The following is an 18,831-nucleotide window of genomic DNA, read 5'->3' on the forward strand; positions in this document are numbered from 1 at the left end:
ACCCTGGTCACCCGAGCGGAGATGACTGGCGGAACAGATCTCCGATAGAACGCGCAAAATGGGATTCCATTGCCACTCGCGCCAGTTCGGGGTCCTGTGCCGCAATTGCTTCGGCAACCTCGCGATGCAGCACAAGAGACTCTTCGCGATCCTCGACCGTCTCACGCCCCGCCCAGGCCTTCGGTATGGCTACAAGCATCATCTGTTCGAATGACCGGACGATCTGGAAGAACAGCTGGTTGCCGCTGGCGAGTGCGATCAACTGATGGAAGCGGGTATCGGCCTGGGTTCGCTCGTTCTCGTCGCGATAATGCTCAAGTTCGCGCGCAGCTCTGAGAATTTGCGATGCCTGTTCCTCGGAACGGTTGGCCGCTGCAAGTTCGGCCGTGCGCAGTTCCAGAGTGCGCCGGACGTCCCAGACATCGGCCAGCGAGACTTGTGCCGTGGAGACCGCGTGGCCGATCGACGCCGCCATGACCGAGCCATCGATTGCTGCAACACGAGCGCGGCGGCCATTGCCCACATCGATCATCTTCAAGGCGGCCAAGGCATGAAACGCCTCGCGCATTACCGGGCGGCTCACGCCCAGTTCCGCCGCAAACGCACCTTCGGCTGGCAGGGCATCGCCCACCTTGAGGCCATGTTGACGGATGTATTCGCGGACAGCTTCGGCCGCACTGTCAACCAGCGTGCCAGCCTTCATGCTGCGATTCCCTGACGGCGCAGTTCGGACGGCGCAATGCCATAGCGGCGGCTGAAAGCGCGGGTGAAAGACGCGTTGTTGAGGTACGAGCACCGGTAGGCGATCGTCGAAACCGGCAGTTCCGAAGACAGCAACATCTGACGCGCCTCGGCCAACCGGCGCTCCGTGAGGGCCTGCGCAATCGTCGTGCCGTAGATCTCGTGGAAACCGCGCACGAGTTTGTCGCGGTTCACACCCGCGATACGGGCAAGCTGGGGGATCGTCAGCTTTTCGTGCCAGCTATCATCAAGCGCCCGCCGCGCCATGGCGATCCGCGCAACATCCAGTTCGCTGAGCCCGCTGTCGCGCTCCACCGGAACCAAGGTTGCACCGTCTTCAAGCGCCGCATGGACCTGACACAGCAGTTCGATGCTGCGGGCAAGGCGCAGCGTGGTTGCGGCCTCTCCCATCGCCTCGCAGTGGATGATCGAGTTTGCGAGAGCCAGTAGCCGGCTCGGCAGATGCCAGGTTGCAGGGCCATCGGGCCTTATCCGAAACAGCCGCTCACATGCCGACGCAGCAACGAAGAACACCAGCACGGCGTCCTCGATCTCACCCTCTGCCAGCGCCTCGCGGAAGTGCAGCAGGCCCGACTTTCCCTCACCGCCGACCCTGAAGAGAAAGGCAAGCCAGCCATCTGGCAAGTGGGCAGCCGGCGCTGAGCCGTGCCCGACCAGCGTAACCATTTCATGCGAGACCTGGACCAGCTCTTTCATGGCGAACTCCTCGCAAGTTCGAATAACCTATATGATAGGTTTTGCAAGAGCTATCTTACAGGTAGGGGTGCATGCCTGCGGGCAATGAAGAAACCGGCACATCCGGTAGCGCTTGCCGCGAAGCCTACCATTGCCAAGCCCATGCCGATCCGCCCTTCCCCGCCAAGCGCGGTGCTCACCACCGTGACGAGCGTTGGGGACATGCCAAATGCGACCAAGCCGCCGAGTGCCAGGAACACCCCGATCGCAAGACCACGCAGGTCGTTGGGCAAAAGCACCGCCATCGCGGTGGCAGTCACAAGGCCAGTCACCGTCCCGCCAAGCAGCAGCACGAAGAGCAGTGCCGCGAACCAGCCGATATCAGGGGCAATCGGGAAGAATGCTGCGGGCAGTGCAAGCAGCGAACCGATGATTGCCCCCGCAAGGATGCCCCCTTGCCGCCCGCTTCGCAGTCCCGCATCGGCAGCAAAGCCGCCAGCGAGCGAGCCCAGGATGCCGGCGCCGAAGATGACTGCACCCAGCCAGCTTCCGAATTGCTGCGGCGAAGCATCATAACTGCGAGACAGGACGGGCGCTGCCCAGATGGCGGCTGCAGCATCGGCCATCATCACGCCAATCTGGCCAAGGAACAACGGCGCGAGAAAGCGGCGATAGGCCGCGAGTTCGCGCAGGGTGGCGCCCAGACCGCGCCTTGCACCGCCCTTGATCTCCTGCCGCAACGGCTCGCGCAACCGAGCGAGGGGCAAGAGCAGAACAAGACTCAGCGCACCAACCACAAGGTGAGCGCTCCGCCAGGCCGAGAGGCCGGCCCACCCTCCTTGGGCGAGAAAGTGTCCGAGCAGCCATCCCCCTAGCGAAAACGCAAGTGCCGTTCCGCCGTACTTGCCGACGGTCAGAAGCAGCAGCGACCGACCGCGATTGGCGGGGAGGCTGAGATCGGATGCGAGAGATATGGCGATCGTCGTAGAGATGCTGGCGCCCACGCCACCCAGCATTCTTGCGGCGAAAAGAACCGGCATGCTCTCGGCAACCGCCGTCAACAGCGTGCCGATGGTCCATGCCACCGCCGTCCACAACAGGAGCCGAACCCTGTTTCCGCGATCGACCATCAGGCCGATGGGCACCGCCAGAACGGCCAAGGGAATGGAAACCGCCAACCCGCTCAACAGGCTGAGCTGGAAATCGCTCAGGGCCAGTTCGCCCTTCGCCTGCTCCTGCACCGCACTGAACAGGCCCATGGCGATGTTGCCGGTGGCCATGGCGACTGCAAGCACCAGCAGCGCGATCCAGTGCCGTGGTCGGGCCAGATCCACCGATCGTGCGGCTGCGCCGGCCACCGCTTCTGTCACAGGGTAAAGATCTTTCCGGGGTTCAGCAGGTTCTGCGGGTCGAACGCCCGCTTGATCAGACGCATCTGTTCCACGGCATTGCCAAGTTCGGCCACGAGCCAGTCCTGCTTGCCAAGGCCGATGCCATGTTCGCCGGTGCAAGTACCGTCCATCGCGAGTGCGCGCTCGACCAGCCTGCGGTTGATTGCCTCAACCTCCACGAGTTCATCCGGCGCATTTGGATCGACGGAGAAGACAACGTGAAAATTCCCGTCGCCCACGTGTCCGAGGATCGTGGCCGGAACACTGGCTTGCGACAGGTCGTTCTGCGTCTCGAGTATGCACTCGGCGAGCCGGCTCATCGGCACGCAAACGTCCGTCGCCCAGCCGACTGCGCCCTGCCGCAAGTTTATGGCAGCATAATAGGCTTCATGGCGCGCTCGCCACAGGCGTGTGCGCTCCTCGGGCTTGTCGGACCATGCAAAGTCGCCGCCGCCGTTCGCGCTCGCCAGTGCCTCGACTGTCGCTACCTGTTCGGCGACATGCGCGGGGGTGCCATGGAACTCGAAGAACAGCGTCGGCAGTTCCGGATAGTCCAGCTTCGACCAGCGATTGACGGCGCGCATCTGCAAAGCGTCGAGAATCTCGATGCGCGCCAGTGGCACGCTGCAATAGATCGACTGGACTACCGTCTCGACCGCACCTTCCAGCGTCGCAAAGCTGCACACCGCCGAAGAGATCGCCTCCGGGATCGCATGCAGGCGCAAGTTGATCTCGGTGATGATGCCGAGCGTGCCTTCGGAACCCACGTAAAGACGGGTAAGATCATAACCCGCCGCCGATTTGCGCGCCCGTCGGGCCGTGCGGATAACCTCGCCTTGCGGGGTAACCACCTCGAGCCCCAGAATCGCGTCCTTCATCGTGCCATATCGCACGGCGTTGGTGCCCGATGCGCGGGTCGATGCCATACCGCCGATGGTCGCGTTGGCACCGGGGTCGATGGGGAAGAACAGGCCCTTGTCCCGCAGGTGCAGGTTCAGTTCTTCACGCCGCACGCCCGGCTGGACGACGCAATCGAAATCCGCATCGTTGACCGCGATGATCCGGTTCATCCGCGACATGTCCAGCGACACGCCGCCGTAGGGCGCCGCCGCGTTGCCTTCGATCGATGTGCCGGCGCCGAAAGGCACGATCGGAACGTCCGCCGCCGCACAGAGCCGTACCAGATCTACGACGTCCTGCCTGTCCTGCGCGAACACCACTGCATCCGGCACCATCTTGGCGAAATGGGACTCGCTCGATCCGTGTTGTTCACGGATCGCCTGCCCGGTCTGGAGTTGATCGCCGAAGCGTGCCTCCAGTCCGGACAGGAATCCGTCGGGCGGCAGGCGTCGCCCTTCGAATGAAGTTACCTCGGCCATCCTCAGAACTTCATGCTGGCGCGCACACCATAACGCCGGGCATCCCCCATGATCCCCAGGTCCGATGCTGGAAGCCCGGCAAGCTGCAGGGTGGTGCGTTCGATGTAGCTTTCCCAGTACCCCTTGTTGAACAGGTTGCTCACGAACGCCGAAACCTCGATCGGGCCAGTGCGGTAGGTTGCCGATGCTCCGACGAGCCAATAACCATCGAGCGTCGTCGGGGTGGTCTGGTTCAGGGTCGCTGCGAGGCGCTTGCCCTTGCCTGTCAGATTGGCGCCGAGCACGACCTGGTCCTTGCCGAGATCGATGGTGTAATCGGTTGCCAGATTGGCGGACCAGTCGGGCTGGAACGTCAGACGGTCTGACGCCAGACGGCGACCGGTCGTCTGGGTGTAAGCCGAACTGTCGGTGAGACGCGCGTGCATCAAGGTCAGGCCGCCACGGATTGACCAGGCCGGGAGCGGACGGACGAAGCCTTCAAGTTCGAGACCGTAGCTTTCGACGTTGCCCGTATTGAGGTCGACCGTGACAAGTCCGCCGCCGGCTGCCGGGGCGATCGAGTTTAGGCCGATGTAGTCCTTGTAGTCGTTGTAGAATACCGCACCGGACACACCGCTGCTGCCATCCGGCGCGGCGTACTTGGCGCCCAGCTCGTAAGTCCACGCGCTATCGCCGCGATAGGTCCGGGTCGGCGCCGTTGGCGCATTGAAGCCACCCCCGCGATAGCCGCGGGCGACCGACGCATAGGTCATCAGCGAGGACGACCAGTTGCGCTTGACCGTCAGCTTGGGCTGCCATTCGTCGGACTTGATCCGCGCGGCGGGCAACGCACCGCCGGTTGAACCCAGCGGCCCGAGCACGGTGACCACCGAGCCATTGGCAACCCGGTTTTCATGATCGTAACGCAGGCCCAGTGCGACTTCCCAATCGCTCGTCGGCTTCCAGAACACCGTGCCGAAGGCGGCGTAAGTGTCTGCCCGCGTCGAGTTGACCGTGTTGCGGACAACCGCAAACGGCAGGCCCGTGAAGGCCGGGAACAGCGTGGTCGCGTCGACACCGTCGGCCTCTTCACGGCTGTAGAACACGCCAACCAATGTCGAAAGGGTCGAGGAAATGTCGCTGTCGAGACGCATCTCAACGGTCTTGGTTCGCAGTTCGTCACCGCCCTTCGCCCGCGCGAAGTCACCCGGACCGAAATCCACGTCGCTTTCGACGTTGGTGGCCGAGCGCGCGTCCCAGGCGCCGATCAGGGTCAGCTTGCTCGACAGTACATCGATCGGCACCGCGAGCTTGGCATTGATGCCACGGTACTTGTACTTGACCTGATTGAGCGTGTTGAAGGTCAGATCGCGGGAGTACGCCTGCGGGCCACTGACGCGGGAATAGGGAATGTTGACCGAGTCGATCCAGTCATAATAGCCGTTCACGGTCAATTCGGCGGCGCCGGGTGTAAACCGCAGCGTCCCGTTGATGGAGTCGCTGTTGAGCGGATTGCCGTGCTTGTTCAGCAGCGTGTTGCGGGCAAAGCCGTCCTGCTGCTGGTGCGATGCTGCGATGCGGACCGAAAGCAGATCCTGCACCAGAGGCGAGGATATCGAACCGGCTGCGATGAACTGGTTGTCCGGCCCGGCGTAACTTGCGCTGGCTCTGACCGCCAGGTCGTTGCCTGGCTGGCGCGTGATCACGTTGATCGCGCCGCCCAGCGTGTTCTTGCCGTAGAGCGTCCCCTGCGGTCCGCGCAGCACTTCAATGCGCTCGACGTCTACCAGCGGGTTGTTGAGGTAGGCGGTGTTCGGCCGATAGATGCCGTCGACGAACAGGCCGACACCGGGCTGGACCGACTGTACGAGGGTGACGCCGACGCCACGAATAGCCACAAAGGCACGCCCCGCACCGTCGCTGTTGATGTTGAGGCCCGGCGACAGGACCGCCGCCTCGCGAACCGAATTCAGCCCGCGCTCCGCAAGGGTATCCCCGGTGATCGCCGTGACGGCTGCCGGAACGTCCTTGATCGTCTCCGCACGCTTGCGCGCCGTGACGACAATCGAGGCGTCGGTCGTGGTTTCAGCCGAACCTTCGTCAGCGACAGTCGCTGAAGCTTGCGACTGGCCATAAGCCTGCACCGGGCCAAGTGCGGAAACGGCCGCAGTACCTGCAAGAATGGCGTAGCGAAGTGAAAGCATGTCGGGGTCCTCTGCCTGTCCTGTCTCTTTTCTCGGCGACCTGTATGACAGCCCTCAGACCTATATGAAAGGTTTTCAGGCTGTGCAGATCGTCAGACAGGCTTTGCACGACGACGCCGTTGCGCTCACCAGCAGGTGTAGCCCCCATCTGCGACCACGATGCTTCCGGTCAGCAGGGAAGCCATGTCGGAGGCCAGAAACAGCACCACTGCCGCCACTTCTTCAGGTTCGCCCAAGCGCCCCTGCGGAGTGCCATCGATCCAGCGGCGATACATTTCTCCGGACTTGTCGGCAAAAGCGTTCAACGGCGTTGCGATGTAAGTCGGAGCCACGGCATTCACGCGCACGCCCCGGTCCGCCCATTCGGCTGCAAGGCTGCGCGTGAGCTGGTGTACGGCAGCTTTCGAGGCGTTGTAGTAACTCTGCGGCTGCGGGCGATTGACGATGAGCCCGCTCATCGACCCGACGTTGACGATGCTGCCGCACCCTGCGTCGAGCATATGCCGACCGAAAGCCCGCGCGCACCAGAAGCTGCCGTTGAGGTTGACGTCGAGCACGTTCAGCCAATGCTCGTCGGCAACGTCTTCGGCAGGCGTCTCACTCCGCGCGATGCCGGCGTTGTTCACGAGGATGTCGATCCGCCCTTCGCGCGCCACCATGGCATCCGCCGCCCGCTGCACCGCTTGGGAGTCGGTCACGTCCATCTCGCAGCCCGCCGCTTCGATGCCCGCCCCACGCAGCGACTCCAGACCTTGCTGCAGTCTCCCCGCATCGCAATCGGCAATGGTCACGCGAGCCCCGGCCTCGCCCAGAGCATGCGCACTGGCAAGGCCGATCCCCTGCGCCCCGCCGGTAACAAAGGCGGTGCGGCCGTCGAGCCGCAGTTTTTCCAGGTACATGGAGAATCCCTTAACCGGGCAGGAAATGGGCTGCTGCCATCGGGGGTTCAACCACGGTATCCCCCGCCGCCAGTTGGTAGACCAGCCGGTCTCCATTCCAGTGGCGCCATGGCAGGGTGCCGTCGGTTGCGAAGTTCACCCAGATCGAATGAGCTGTTTCGGCCAGCTCGGCCGGAGGCGCTTCGCCCACCAGTCCCTCAGGCCCGGTCGCGATGTCGAGGGTCTTGAACACGAACGGAAGTTCGATCCCGTGGCATGCGCCCAACTTCCCGCCACAAGCAGGCGAGCCCCATTCCATCTCGTAAACGTGCGTCCGACCACGATGGGCAGAGGCATATTGCCGGGCCGGCCAACGGAACACGAGGTCGGACATGGCACGGGTCATCGCAGCACCGGGACGCACGCCCTTCCGCCCCCACCCGTAAGCCTTGAGCGCCTTGCGGGCACTCGGCAGCGAACGGGAGAGCAGCCACCACGCCAGCACACCAGGGATCTTGTCCCGCACTGCTGTCGGCACGAAGTACAGGTTCATCTCTTCGGTATTGGTTCCGATCAGGATGTCGATTTCCGCACCGGCTCCTTGCCGCAAGGCTTCCACCGGCTTCATCGGCAGGACATCATCGCCCCAGACAGGAATGAAGCGACTGATCCCGAAGACCGGCTCGAAGCCGTTCGCGTCACGCAAGTCGATTGCCGTCGGCTTGGCAACCTTCTCCAGCGCGGCCATGGCGGAAGGGTGCGAAACGCTGCGAAAGCCATCCGCATCGGGCGAGACTCCCAGCAACCGAGCGAGCTTGCGCACAAGTCGTTGCGCGACAGGGATGTCCCGGACCATGGCCCCATGGCCGCTCTGGATGATCGCCCGCTTGAACAGACCTTTGGCCAGCGGCGAGGTAACCAGATTCGCGATTGCCATTGCTCCGGCGCTCTCGCCGAAAGCGGTGACATTTGCAGGATCGCCGCCAAACGCTGCGATGTTGTCCTGCACCCAGCGCAGCGCGAAGAGCATGTCCCGCAGGCCAAGGTTGGTCGGCACGCCAGGCACCGGGAGGAACCCGTCGATCCCCATGCGATAGTTTATCGCAACGCATACGACCCCGGATCGGGCAAACTCGGTGCCGTCGCTGATGGGAGCATCCTTGCTGCCGACGACAAAGCCGCCGCCATGCACCCAGACCATCACAGGCGCCCGTTGCGCATTCTCGGGCGCCCAGATGTTCAGGCGCAGATAATCGCCGTCGCTGCCGTCGCTGCCCGTTCCGACCAGGGGCACGACATCGAGGTTGGGAAACGGGCGCACCACGTGAGGCGCCGTCGGACCGCGCTCGGTGGCATCAAGTACCTCGGTCCAGCCGACGGGGCGTGTCGGCATTTCGAAACGAACCGGCGGTGCCGCGTAAGGCAGCCCAAGATAGGTCGCCACGCCACCCGCAACGCGCCCCCGGACCGGCCCAGAATCCGTCATGACGACGGGTGTAAATCGTTCGCTGCTCATCACTGCATTGTGCGTTGAGCGGGCGAAGCACTCCACCGGATTCGTTATGCCGATCAGCAGACTTGGTATGCCAACAAAGAAGCCTGGCCGGTTGCAGCACTATTGCCCTGTCCGGCAACCTGCTGGCAAACTTGCAAAACAAGCGCCCGTCTCGCGCCGTCAGTGCGAGTTGGCGGGCTTGTCGGGCAGGCTCTTCACGCCGTGCTCGACGCTATTGGTGCCTTGTCCGACGATCGGCGCGGGGAGGAAGTTCTCGCCTCGATCATGCGCGGCCTGTTTGGCAAGGCTGTCGTTGACGATCGGATCAAGCCTGTCCTCGCGGTTCGGTTCGACCAGCCATTCGTCAGGGAATGGCGCCGCACCAGTGCCGTTGCGATTGCGCCGCACCGCGCCGATCGACTGGCGCTGCGTGTAGGGAATGACGTGCTTGCCCTGGGAGTTGGCGAGCTGGGCGTAAAGCGCCTTGCGCAACTCGATCTTCGCCGAGAGGTACTTGGGGTCCTCGGCAAGGTTTTGCATCTCGTCCGGGTCGGCCGCGACATCATAGAGTTCATCGATGTCGTAGACGCCGTAGTACTGGATGTATTTCAGATTGCCGCGCTGGATCGCGAAAGTGCCGGGCGTCTGCGGGAAGGTCCATTCCCAGTAGTATTCGTAGGTGAAGTCGGGCGCCTGCCAGTCCTTCGCCGCGACCTTGCCGGTTATCAGCGGCCAGGCGCTCTTGCCTTCGAACTGCGCTGGCTTTGGCGCGCCGGCGAGATCGAGGAACGTGGGCGCGAAATCGAGGTTGCGGATCGCTCCGGTGTTGACCACTCCTGCGGGCACGGTGCCCGGCTCATACATCACCAGCGGCACCTTGACCGAGGCTTCATAGGCAGTGCGCTTGTCGATCAGCCCATGCTCGCCAACCTGGAACCCGTTGTCGGACGTGAACACGACCAGCGTGTCCTTCTCGAGGCCCGCCTTCTTCAGGTACTGCATGATCCGGCCGACGCTGTCGTCCACTGCCGATAACGTCGCGTAGTAGTACTTGAGGTACTCGGTCATCGGCATGTCGGAATTGTAGTAGAAGTCGATGCCGTGCCAGGTATTGCGCTGGTCATAGACCCAGCGCGGCTTGCCCTTGTAGTTCTCGGGCGTGTTTGCGGCGCTCGCGGGCAGCCTGAACTGGAAGTTGTCGTACTGGTGGGCGTAGCGGGGCGGCGGCAGCGGGTCGGAATGCACCGCCTTGTGGCTGAGATAGAGGAAGAACGGCTTCTTCGGATCGCGCTCCTTGGTCAGCCAGTTCATCGCATAGTCGGTCAACTCGTCGGTGATGTAGCCCTTCTGCGGCACTTCTTTGCCATCGACGTTGTATTTGTGGACCACGCCTTTGGCGAATTGCGCATCGGGGATGCCGGTGTTGGGGTAGTAATTGCCCTGCCCGCTGAAGCTGAGCCACTTGTCGAAACCGGGGCGCGGCGAGGCGGTATCGTTGCCCATGTGCCACTTGCCGAAGAATGCGGTCTGGTAGCCCTGCCCCTGCAGGTACTTGGGGAAGAAGGTCAGGCCCTCTTCCGAAGAGTTGTTGTTGTCGACCACGCCATGGTTGCGCGCGGTCATGCCGGTCAGGATCGTGGCGCGGCTCGGGCTGCACAACGACGAGGTGACGCGGGTATTGGGGAAATAGCTGCCCCCTGCCGCCAGACGGTCGATGTTCGGCGTCTTGATCCCCGGCTGCAGGAAGCCGAGCCCGTCGAAGCGCAAGTCGTCGACGAGGATGAAGATCACGTTGCGGGGGCGCTGCTGCTGGGTTTGCACAGCGGCAGAGGCGGCAGGTGCCTCCTTTGCTGAAGCAGGCATCGCGGACATGGCTATGCAGCCAAGAGTTACAGTTGCCAGCAGGCGATGCCGCTTCAGAAAAGTCATGGCGTTGGCGTCCTCAGTCCTTCCAGCGCTTCGCCGGCAGCTTGACCTTCACCGGCGTACCCAGCGTCTCGGCGTCCTTGCCGAGCGCGAAGGTGTATTCGCCCGCCGGCATCGTCCAGCCGCCATCCTTCCAGTCGGCGAGGATGCGGGGGTCGATCGTCAGGTTGACGGTCTGCGATGCACCGGCGGCGAGGTTCACCCGCTGGAACCCCGCAAGGCGGCGCTTGGCCTGTCCTGCGCGATCCACAAGGTAAAGCTGCGCCACCTCCGCGCCCTCGCGCTTGCCGGTGTTCTTGACGGTGAAACTGGCGGTCAGCCCCTTCACCTTCAGGCCGGTGCTGTCGAAGGTGGTGTAGGACAGACCATAGCCGAACGGGAACAGCGGCTTGGCGCCCTGCCTCGCGAACCAGCGATAGCCGACATCCGAACCCTCGATGTCGTAGTCAGCCGTGAGCTTGTCGCTGCCCGAGCTGGGCCCGCCCGAGAAGTCCGGCTCGACCCAGTCGCTGCCATCAAGCTTGGGCCGCGGCAGTTGCGCCTCGCTGGCCGGGAAGGTCAGCGGCAGGCGGCCCGAAGGGTTGGTATCGCCGAACAGCACCGAAGCGATAGCGGGCCCGCCACGCGCGCCGGGATACCAGGCCTCGACCACGCCAGCGACCTTGTCCAGCCACGGCATCTTCACCGGCCCGCCGGTTTCGAGCACGACGATCGTGTTGGGATTTGCCGCAGCCACCGCGGCGATCAGTTCGTCCTGACCATCGGGCAGCGAGAGATCAGGCACGTCGAGACCTTCAGTCTGCCATTGCGTGGCAAAGACGATGGCAACTTCGGATTGCTTGGCCTTCTCCACTGCATCGGCGATGTAGCGACCGTCGCGGAAGGTGACCTTGGCATCCTTGGCCAGCGCCTGGATCGCGTCCATCGGGCTTGAGCGATGGTACTGCTGGGCGATGAAGCCGGCCCAGACGCCCTTGCCACCGACCGGACGAACTACGGCAGGGCCGCCCTCGCCGTGCACCTGGCTGGAGCCAGCGCCAGAAAGCACGGCACCATCGGCATAGCCCCCGATGATCGCGATGGACTTCGCGCTCTTGGCCAGCGGCAGTGCGCTGTTGTTCTTGAGCAGGACAATGCCTTGCTTGGCCACTTCCTCGGCCACCATGCCGTTGGCGGCAAAATCGATCTTGCCGCCCGGCTTGGCCGGATTCTTGTCGAGACCCGACGCATAGATCGCCGTCAGCACGCGACGGTTCATGTCATCGAGCCGCGCCTTCCACGTCGGGTCGCTGGCGGCCTTGTCCTTGAGCTTGTCGCCAAAGAACACGCCGGGATCGAGCTGCTCGCCCGACTGCTGGTCGAGTCCTTTCAGCGCCGCCTCGATGTTCGGCACCGCGCCCCAGTCCGACATCACGAAGCCCTTGTAGCCCCACGATTGCTTCAGCACCTTGTTGAGCAGCCAGTCGCTGGCGCAGGCCTGCTCACCCCAGACGCGGTTGTAGGCGCACATCACCGAGCCGGGCTGCCCCTGTTCGATGCCGATCTTGAAAGCGAGCAGGTCGCTCTCGCGCGCGGCGCTCTCGCTGATCTTGACGTCGACGTACTTGCGCCCGGTCTCCTGCCCGTTCAGCGCGAAATGCTTGATCGTCGAGATGATGTTGTTCGACTGGACACCACGGATCGCCGCGCCCACCAGCATGCCCGAAAGCAGCGGATCTTCGGCAAGATATTCGAAAGTGCGGCCGTTGCGCGGATCGCGCATGAGGTTGACGCCGCCCGCCAGAAGCACGTTGAAGCCCTTGGCCCGCGCTTCCGATCCGATCATCGCGCCACCGCGATACATCAGGTCGGGGTTCCACGAAGCCGCCTGCGCAACGCCCGATGGCAGCGCTGTCGAAAAATCGCGACGAATACCCATAACGTAGGAAACACCGAGGCTTGCGTCGGTTTCCTTGAGCGCAGGGATACCCAGACGTTCGATGCCCGGAATGTACCCGGCACCGGCAATCGCATCTGCCGGCATCGGCGGCGTCGGCCCGCCCAGCGGCAGCGGCATGATGCCATGCGTCAACACGACCTTCTCGTCGGCCGTCATCTGCTTGACCGTCGCGGCGGCGCGGGCGTCGGCAGCCTTCATGTCAACCGCACGCGCCTGCTGGGCATGCGCGGAGGAAACGGCAATGGAGGAGACGGCTATTGCAAGTGATACACTGCTTCGGAGCATCGGATTTCTCATCTTTCAGGTCAAGCTGGCTTCGATTCTGCCGTCCGGGCAAACTACGAACGACGCGACACTAGCGCGCTCGACCTTGCCCCGTCACTCCGGTTTTTGCACCTCGGCGCAACAATGCCCACCCTGACCGCAAGGCTGCGGACGATCGCCTGTTCGGGTACCGCCGCCTGCCCTATACATTCGCCGAGCGCACATCGGTCGCGCCGCCACACAGGACTGTTTCATGAGCGAATTGCATTTGCCACCTGCCTTCCGTCCACTTGGGGCTTCCGGCATTGCCGTGTCGCCGATTGCCTGGGGGATGTGGCGCCTTGCCGAGGACGGACGCAGCGCTGCCGATGCGGCAAAGCTGGTCCACGCAGCGCTGGATGCCGGAATCACCTTCCTCGACACCGCCGACATCTATGGCTTTGACGGCAATGGCGGATTCGGCGATGCCGAGGTGCTGCTCGGTGAAGTGCTGGCGGCAGAACCGGCCCTGCGCACACGCATGGTCCTGGCCACCAAGGGCGGCATTCTCCCCCCGCTACCCTATGACCAAAACCCGGATTACCTGCGCAAGGCCATCGAGGATTCGCTGCGCCGCTTGCAGACCGACGTGATCGACCTGTGGCAGATCCACCGCCCAGATGTCCTCGCCCACCCGCACGAGACCGCCCGCGTGCTCGACGATGCAGTGGCCTCGGGCAAGGTCCGCGCACTGGGCGTGTCCAACTTCACCACCCACCAGATCGCCGCGCTCAACCACTTCCTCGGCGAGAAGCTGGCAACCACCCAGCCCGAGATCAGCCCCTTGCGGATCGACTGCTTCGAGAACGGCGAACTCGATCAGGCAATGCAGCTTGGCCTGACCCCGATGGCCTGGTCGCCGCTCGGTGGCGGACGCCTGGCGGGGCCCAAGACCGAGCGCGAAATGGCCGTGGCCTCTGCGCTCGATACCGTGGCCGACGCGCAGGGCGTCTCGCGCGCCGTCGCCGCCTATTCGTGGCTGATGGCGCACCCGGCGGGAATCGTCCCGATCATCGGCTCGCAGAAGGCAGCGCGCATTGCCGAGGGCGCTGCCGCGCTCACCGTGCGCTGGACACGAGCGGAGTGGTACGCCGTGCTCGTCGCGGCGCGGGGCGAGCGTCTCCCTTGAAGCAGGACAGGATCTTCGACGTCGCCGTCATCGGCGGCGGCGTCAACGGCACCGGCATAGCGCGCGATGCGGCAGGGCGCGGCGCCTCCGTCCTGCTCCTCGAAGCGCGCGACCTTGCCAGCGGCACCTCGTCCAATTCCAGCAAGCTGATCCATGGCGGCCTGCGCTATCTCGAACACTACGAATTCGGCCTCGTCCGCGAGGCGCTGGGCGAGCGCGAGAAGCTCTGGGCGATTGCCCCCCACATCATCTGGCCGATGCGCTTCGTGCTGCCATGGGTGCAAGGCCTGCGCCCGCGCTGGCTGCTGCGCCTCGGCCTGTTCCTCTACGACCACCTCGGCAAGCGCAAGCTCCTGCCCGCCACCGAGACCATCCGGCTCGATCGCCACCCCGCGGGCAAGCCGCTGAAGCCGGAATTCGTCCACGGCTTCGTCTATTCCGATGGCTGGGTCGATGATGCCCGCCTCGTCGTGCTCAATGCCCGCGATGCGGCGGACAAGGGCGCCGATGTCCGCACCCGCTGCCCGGTCGAAGCGCTGGAACGCGAGGGCGAGGTGTGGCGGATCGACACACCGCTTGGGCCTTTCCGCGCCAGCTCTGTGATCAATGCGGCGGGGCCGTCAGTCCTCTCGATCCTCGACAGGAGCGGCGAGCAGCACACCCAGTCGATCCGCCTCGTGCGGGGCTCGCACATCGTCGTGCCCAAACTGTTCGACCACCCCCACCCCTACTTCTTCCAGCTCCCCGATGGCCGCATCTTCTTCGCCATCCCCTACGAGCACGACTTCACCCTGATCGGCACGACCGACCGCGACCACATTCCCGGCAATCCCATCGTCGCCAGCGCCGAGGAGATCGCCTACCTCTGCGAAGGCGCCAGCCGCTTCTTCGCCAGGCCGGTGCGGCCCGAGGAGGTGGTGTGGACCTATTCGGGCGTGCGTCCGCTGGTCGATGACGGTTCCGGCAAGCCCGAGGCGGCAACGCGCGGCTACCGCTTCGAACTCAGCCCCGAGGAAGAAGGCGCCCCGATCCTCTCGGTCTTCGGCGGCAAGATCACCACCTTCCGCACCCTGTCGGAAGAGGCGGTGGACCGCATGGCCACCCGCGTCCCGGCCCTGTCCGGTGAACCCTGGACCGACAGCAAACCGCTCCCCGGCGGCGATTTCGGCGTGACCGAAGTGGACCGCCAGATCGCCGATCTGCAGGCCCGCTATCCCTTCCTCGAACACTCCTGGGCCGAACGCCTGATCCATGCCTACGGCACGCTCGCGCCTCAGGTTCTCGGCGATGCGCAAGGGTTGCAGGATTGTGGGCAGCACTTCGGCCACGGCTTGACCGCGCGCGAGGTTCAGTACCTGATGACGCGCGAATGGGCGGTCGAGGCTGAAGACGTCTTGTGGCGGCGCACCAAGCTTGGCCTGCGCCTGTCGGCAGAGCAGCAGGAAAACCTGCGCCGCTTCATGGGGGAGAATGCCGCGAAATGAGCGATGACCTCTGCATCCTCGTGCTGGACGAAGGCACGACCTCTACCCGCGTGATCCTCTATTCCGCAGCCGGTGACGTCCTCGCCATCGCCCAGGAGGAACTGACCCAATACTACCCCTCCCCCGGCCTCGTCGAACATGACGCCGCCGAGATCTGGGAGCGCACCCTGCGCTGCGCCCGCGCCATGGTCGAACGCGCCGGCGGTCCTTCGCGCATCGCCGGCATCGGCGTGACCAACCAGCGCGAGACCGTCGTCGCGTGGGACCGTCAGAGCGGCGATCCCGTGACTCGCGCCATCGTCTGGCAGGACCGCCGCACCGACGAACAGTGCCGCGCTCTTCGTGATGCCGGCCACGAAGCCGCGATCCAGAAGACCACCGGCCTCCTGCTCGATCCTTATTTCTCCGCCAGCAAGATGGCGTGGATCTTGCGCAATGTGCCGGAAGCCGCCGCGCTCGGTGACCGCCTCGCCTTCGGCACGGTCGAAAGCTGGCTGGTGTGGAAGCTGACCGGGGGCCTGCACATCTCCGACGTGTCCAACGCCAGCCGCACCTCACTCTTCCCGCTCGTCGGCAGCACGTGGGACGACGGCCTGTGTGACCTGTTCGGCGTGCCCCGCTCCGCGCTCCCCGAAGTCGTCCCCAGTGCGGGCGCGTTCGGGCGCACCCTGCCGGACATGTTCGGCGCACCCATTGCCATCACCGGCCTTGCCGGAGACCAGCAGGCCGCGACTATCGGCCAAGGCTGTTTTGCCAAAGGCGAGGCCAAGGCCACTCTCGGCACCGGCGCATTCATCCTCTCGAACATGGGCATCACCCCGCCACTTTCCACGCACCGCCTGCTCGGCACCGTGCTGTGCGAGCTGGACGGCGTGCGGACCTACGCGCTCGAAGGCTCGGTCTTTGCCGCTGGCAGCGTGATCAAGTGGCTGCGCGACAGCCTCGGCATGCTGTCAAGCTCCGCCGAAAGCGAGACGCTGGCCCGCTCGGTGCCAGACAGCGCCGGCGTCGTCTTCGTCCCCGCGCTCTCAGGGCTGGGCGCGCCCTACTGGCAGCCTGAAGCCCGCGCCAGCGTGACCGGCCTGACCTTCGCCGCCAGCCGCGCCCACATCGCCCGCGCTGCCCTCGAATCCATCGCCCACGTCTTCCACGACCTCGCCCGCGCCTACGCGGCCGACGGTGCGGGATGGGAAGTGCTGCGCCTCGACGGCGGCATGAGCGCCAACGACTGGCTGGCCCAGGACATCGCCAACGTCCTCGGCTTGCGCTGCGAGAGGCCCACCGATGTCGAAACCACTGCCCGCGGCGCCGCCATCCTCGCTGCCATCGGTGCCGACTTGTTCCCCGACCTCAACGCCGCTCGCAGCTTCGTATCGCGCACAGACGTGTTCGAGCCGCGCATGGGCGAGGTCGAGCGGGGCGAGCGTCTTGTCGCCTGGCGTGCCGCGATCGGGATGCCTCGCGACTGATCCAGTTCGGAAATCGTGCCGCCCGGCGCGCTGCCCTAGTGGTTCAACAGGTTCTCGACTGCATTTGCCGCTCCCTTGGCGGCATCCATGCCACAACAGATTTCGACAAGCGCCAGCCCGTCAACGAAGGCAAGGATCGCCATAGCCGTGGCATCGCGGTCAGCTCCATCGGCCATATCGAGCCGCGCGACGATCCAATCGCGAAATCCGGCGATGATCGTGGCGGCAAGCGTGGTGTAGGGTTCCTCCTGCCGCGCCGCCGCGACAATCTCGACCCAGACCCTGAACACCGGTCGCATGTCCTCGCGCATCGTCAACCGTGACAGCTGCGCCAGAAGCGTGTGCGGCGGCAAGGTTGTGCCTTCGGGCACTAGCTCGGCGAGCGCGCCGGCAAGGCTCGCCGCTACGCGCTCGATCGCGGCCGACAGCACGGCAGCCTTGTCGGGGAAGTAGTAGAGCAGCATCCTGTCGCTCACCCCGGCCGCGCTCGCCAATTGCCGCAGGCTGGTCTGCGACAAGCCCGTTTCGAGCAGATGACCGGCAAGCAGGTTCACCACCTTCTCGCGCTGTTCTTCCCTGACGCTCATCCCACCTCTTGTAGCACCTGCTACATCCTGCTAGTCTGTAGCGAGTGCTACAGAATCTCGCGTGCAGCAATCCCGGCCGCGCAAACCTTCACCGCCCTGCTACGCGGGATTGGGCAAGAGGAGCAACATTGTGGTCGCATTGCGTGCGTTTCTGCTGCTTTGGCTCTCGCTGATGGTGGCCTACACCGTCATGGTCGTTGCCGGTCATGGCCTGGATTTCCTCTCACCTTTCAGCGCTGCAGTGGCCCGCTTCGGATGGGAAGGCCAGTTCAGCCTCGACCTCGCAGGATTCCTCATCCTCACCGCAATCTGGATCGCGTGGCGCCACGGCATGTCCGCGATCGGGGTGCCGATCGCCGTGCTGATGGTGTCCGCCGGGATGATCGGGGTGTCGCTCTATCTGCTGCTGGCCAGCGTGGCGGCGCGAGGCGACGTGAAAGTCCTGCTGCTTGGCGCGCAGACGAAAGGCGCCTGAAACCTTGAGAATCGGATTTCCGGAGCAGAGGCTTGTCCATGAGCGAAGATGCTGCTGACGCAACCAGAACTGTCATGGCGTTCCTCAAGGCCATGGAAACGCTCGATTATGATCGCGCAGTGATGCTGGTTGCCGACGATTGCGAGTACACCAATCCACCGCCGATCGGCACCGTTACCGGCCCGGCCGGCATCCGCGCCGTGCTTCAACCCTTCTTCGCCCCGACGCTCGAAAACGAGTTTCGGGTACTGCGCGCGGCCCAATCGGGAGCGGTCGTCTTCACCGAGCGCCTCGACCGACACAAGCTGGCGGATCGCTGGGTGGAACTGCCCGTCACCGGCGTTTTCGAAGTTCGCGATAGGCAGATAACCTATTGGCGCGATTACTTTAATGCTGCGACGATTCTCTCGCAGTGGCCGGCTGGCTGAGCCGCATTCCGGCCATTTGATCCACACGTTCCTCGCCCGAGGGGGCCGACGCCCGGAAGGGCAAGTCCTCGTAATCCGGGGTAAATCCGAGCCGACGATAGAGGTCCGGGCGGAGGTAGGGGAAGGCGTCGCCGGCGTCCTCGTGGACGCGGGCGCATTCGCCCAGGAAGCTGTCGATCGTGCGAAAGAGGCCGCGTTTCATGGTTTGCCATTTGTGTGCGGGAATGCGCGCAAAACCCTTGCTACCAACCGGCTGAGTCGGGCCAACGCATTCTGATTTCGTCAAAAACCGGCAATATGCGGGCCAATTGCACCCAAATCCAACTCT

The 18,831-nt window shown here is 64.3% G+C and carries 15 protein-coding genes; 5 read left to right on the forward strand and 10 right to left on the reverse strand.

Annotated elements, in window-relative coordinates:
- Nucleotides 1–7: 7 nt before the first annotated feature.
- The 9 genes from I2488_RS15085 to I2488_RS15125 form a co-directional block, all read right to left on the reverse strand.
- Nucleotides 8–703, reverse strand: a complete 696-nt coding sequence (locus tag I2488_RS15085; RefSeq protein ID WP_196276641.1) for a FadR/GntR family transcriptional regulator — start codon at nt 701–703, stop codon at nt 8–10.
- The gene (locus I2488_RS15090) at nt 700–1,458 is read right to left on the reverse strand and encodes a helix-turn-helix transcriptional regulator (RefSeq protein ID WP_196276642.1); all 759 of its coding nucleotides are present in this window, start codon (nt 1,456–1,458) and stop codon (nt 700–702) included. The genes I2488_RS15085 and I2488_RS15090 overlap by 4 nt, the downstream gene beginning before the upstream one ends.
- A 50-nt stretch (nt 1,459–1,508) precedes the next feature.
- Nucleotides 1,509–2,807 carry an MFS transporter gene (locus I2488_RS15095; protein WP_343071086.1) on the reverse strand — a complete coding sequence of 433 codons (1,299 nt, stop codon included), beginning with the start codon at nt 2,805–2,807 and terminating at the stop codon, nt 1,509–1,511.
- Entirely contained in the window at nt 2,804–4,207 is a 1,404-nt protein-coding gene (locus I2488_RS15100; protein ID WP_196276643.1) for an FAD-binding oxidoreductase, read from the reverse strand. The genes I2488_RS15095 and I2488_RS15100 overlap by 4 nt, the downstream gene beginning before the upstream one ends.
- A 2-nt stretch (nt 4,208–4,209) precedes the next feature.
- The gene (locus I2488_RS15105; protein ID WP_196276644.1) at nt 4,210–6,390 is read right to left on the reverse strand and encodes a TonB-dependent receptor; all 2,181 of its coding nucleotides are present in this window, start codon (nt 6,388–6,390) and stop codon (nt 4,210–4,212) included.
- Between the two features lie 125 nt (nt 6,391–6,515).
- Complete coding sequence (locus I2488_RS15110) at nt 6,516–7,289, reverse strand: SDR family NAD(P)-dependent oxidoreductase (RefSeq protein WP_196276645.1); 774 nt, start codon at nt 7,287–7,289, stop codon at nt 6,516–6,518.
- 10 nt (nt 7,290–7,299) lie between these two features.
- Nucleotides 7,300–8,754 carry a carboxylesterase/lipase family protein gene (locus I2488_RS15115; RefSeq protein ID WP_246465696.1) on the reverse strand — a complete coding sequence of 485 codons (1,455 nt, stop codon included), beginning with the start codon at nt 8,752–8,754 and terminating at the stop codon, nt 7,300–7,302.
- A 189-nt stretch (nt 8,755–8,943) separates the two neighbouring features.
- The gene (locus I2488_RS15120) at nt 8,944–10,692 is read right to left on the reverse strand and encodes a sulfatase family protein (RefSeq protein ID WP_196276647.1); all 1,749 of its coding nucleotides are present in this window, start codon (nt 10,690–10,692) and stop codon (nt 8,944–8,946) included.
- A gap of 13 nt (nt 10,693–10,705) precedes the next feature.
- Nucleotides 10,706–12,925 carry a beta-glucosidase family protein gene (locus I2488_RS15125; protein WP_196276648.1) on the reverse strand — a complete coding sequence of 740 codons (2,220 nt, stop codon included), beginning with the start codon at nt 12,923–12,925 and terminating at the stop codon, nt 10,706–10,708.
- 220 nt (nt 12,926–13,145) lie between these two features.
- Between I2488_RS15125 and I2488_RS15130 the strand changes: the two genes are divergently transcribed.
- From I2488_RS15130 to I2488_RS15140, 3 genes are read left to right on the forward strand one after another with little or no spacing between them, the layout of a single operon-like run.
- Nucleotides 13,146–14,060: an aldo/keto reductase gene (locus I2488_RS15130; RefSeq protein ID WP_196276649.1), complete on the forward strand. Its 915-nt coding sequence runs from the start codon at nt 13,146–13,148 to the stop codon at nt 14,058–14,060.
- Entirely contained in the window at nt 14,057–15,544 is a 1,488-nt protein-coding gene (glpD, locus tag I2488_RS15135) for a glycerol-3-phosphate dehydrogenase (protein WP_214652407.1), read from the forward strand. Before I2488_RS15130 ends, glpD begins: the two co-directional genes overlap by 4 nt.
- Nucleotides 15,541–17,013: a glycerol kinase gene (locus tag I2488_RS15140; protein WP_196276650.1), complete on the forward strand. Its 1,473-nt coding sequence runs from the start codon at nt 15,541–15,543 to the stop codon at nt 17,011–17,013. Before glpD ends, I2488_RS15140 begins: the two co-directional genes overlap by 4 nt.
- Nucleotides 17,014–17,048: 35 nt before the next feature.
- Here the strand turns inward: I2488_RS15140 and I2488_RS15145 are convergent, their stop codons facing one another.
- Entirely contained in the window at nt 17,049–17,600 is a 552-nt protein-coding gene (locus I2488_RS15145) for a TetR/AcrR family transcriptional regulator (RefSeq protein WP_196276651.1), read from the reverse strand.
- Between the two features lie 130 nt (nt 17,601–17,730).
- Between I2488_RS15145 and I2488_RS15150 the strand changes: the two genes are divergently transcribed.
- Together I2488_RS15150 and I2488_RS15155 are read left to right on the forward strand one after the other, a co-directional pair.
- On the forward strand, nt 17,731–18,075 hold the full coding sequence (locus tag I2488_RS15150) for a hypothetical protein (protein WP_196276652.1): 345 nt from the start codon (nt 17,731–17,733) through the stop codon (nt 18,073–18,075).
- Nucleotides 18,076–18,113: 38 nt separating this feature from the next.
- Nucleotides 18,114–18,503 (forward strand): limonene-1,2-epoxide hydrolase family protein, encoded by a 390-nt coding sequence (locus I2488_RS15155; RefSeq protein WP_196276653.1) that lies wholly within the window; start codon nt 18,114–18,116, stop codon nt 18,501–18,503.
- Nucleotides 18,504–18,831 lie beyond the last annotated feature (328 nt).

It is taken from the genome of Novosphingobium jiangmenense (genome assembly GCF_015694345.1).
GTDB classification, from domain to species: Bacteria; Pseudomonadota; Alphaproteobacteria; order Sphingomonadales; family Sphingomonadaceae; genus Novosphingobium; species Novosphingobium jiangmenense.

Bases quoted from the DNA above. Each gene is read 5' to 3' on its own strand.
- I2488_RS15085 (WP_196276641.1), bottom strand. From the start codon at position 703: ATGAAGGCTGGCACGCTGGTTGACAGTGCGGCCGAAGCTGTCCGCGAA.
- I2488_RS15090 (WP_196276642.1), bottom strand. From the start codon at position 1,458: ATGAAAGAGCTGGTCCAGGTCTCGCATGAAATGGTTACGCTGGTCGGG.
- I2488_RS15100 (WP_196276643.1), bottom strand. From the start codon at position 4,207: ATGGCCGAGGTAACTTCATTCGAAGGGCGACGCCTGCCGCCCGACGGA.
- I2488_RS15105 (WP_196276644.1), bottom strand. From the start codon at position 6,390: ATGCTTTCACTTCGCTACGCCATTCTTGCAGGTACTGCGGCCGTTTCC.
- I2488_RS15110 (WP_196276645.1), bottom strand. From the start codon at position 7,289: ATGTACCTGGAAAAACTGCGGCTCGACGGCCGCACCGCCTTTGTTACC.
- I2488_RS15115 (WP_246465696.1), bottom strand. From the start codon at position 8,754: ATGACGGATTCTGGGCCGGTCCGGGGGCGCGTTGCGGGTGGCGTGGCG.
- I2488_RS15120 (WP_196276647.1), bottom strand. From the start codon at position 10,692: ATGACTTTTCTGAAGCGGCATCGCCTGCTGGCAACTGTAACTCTTGGC.
- I2488_RS15125 (WP_196276648.1), bottom strand. From the start codon at position 12,925: ATGAGAAATCCGATGCTCCGAAGCAGTGTATCACTTGCAATAGCCGTC.
- I2488_RS15130 (WP_196276649.1), top strand. From the start codon at position 13,146: ATGAGCGAATTGCATTTGCCACCTGCCTTCCGTCCACTTGGGGCTTCC.
- I2488_RS15140 (WP_196276650.1), top strand. From the start codon at position 15,541: ATGAGCGATGACCTCTGCATCCTCGTGCTGGACGAAGGCACGACCTCT.
- I2488_RS15145 (WP_196276651.1), bottom strand. From the start codon at position 17,600: ATGAGCGTCAGGGAAGAACAGCGCGAGAAGGTGGTGAACCTGCTTGCC.
- I2488_RS15155 (WP_196276653.1), top strand. From the start codon at position 18,114: ATGAGCGAAGATGCTGCTGACGCAACCAGAACTGTCATGGCGTTCCTC.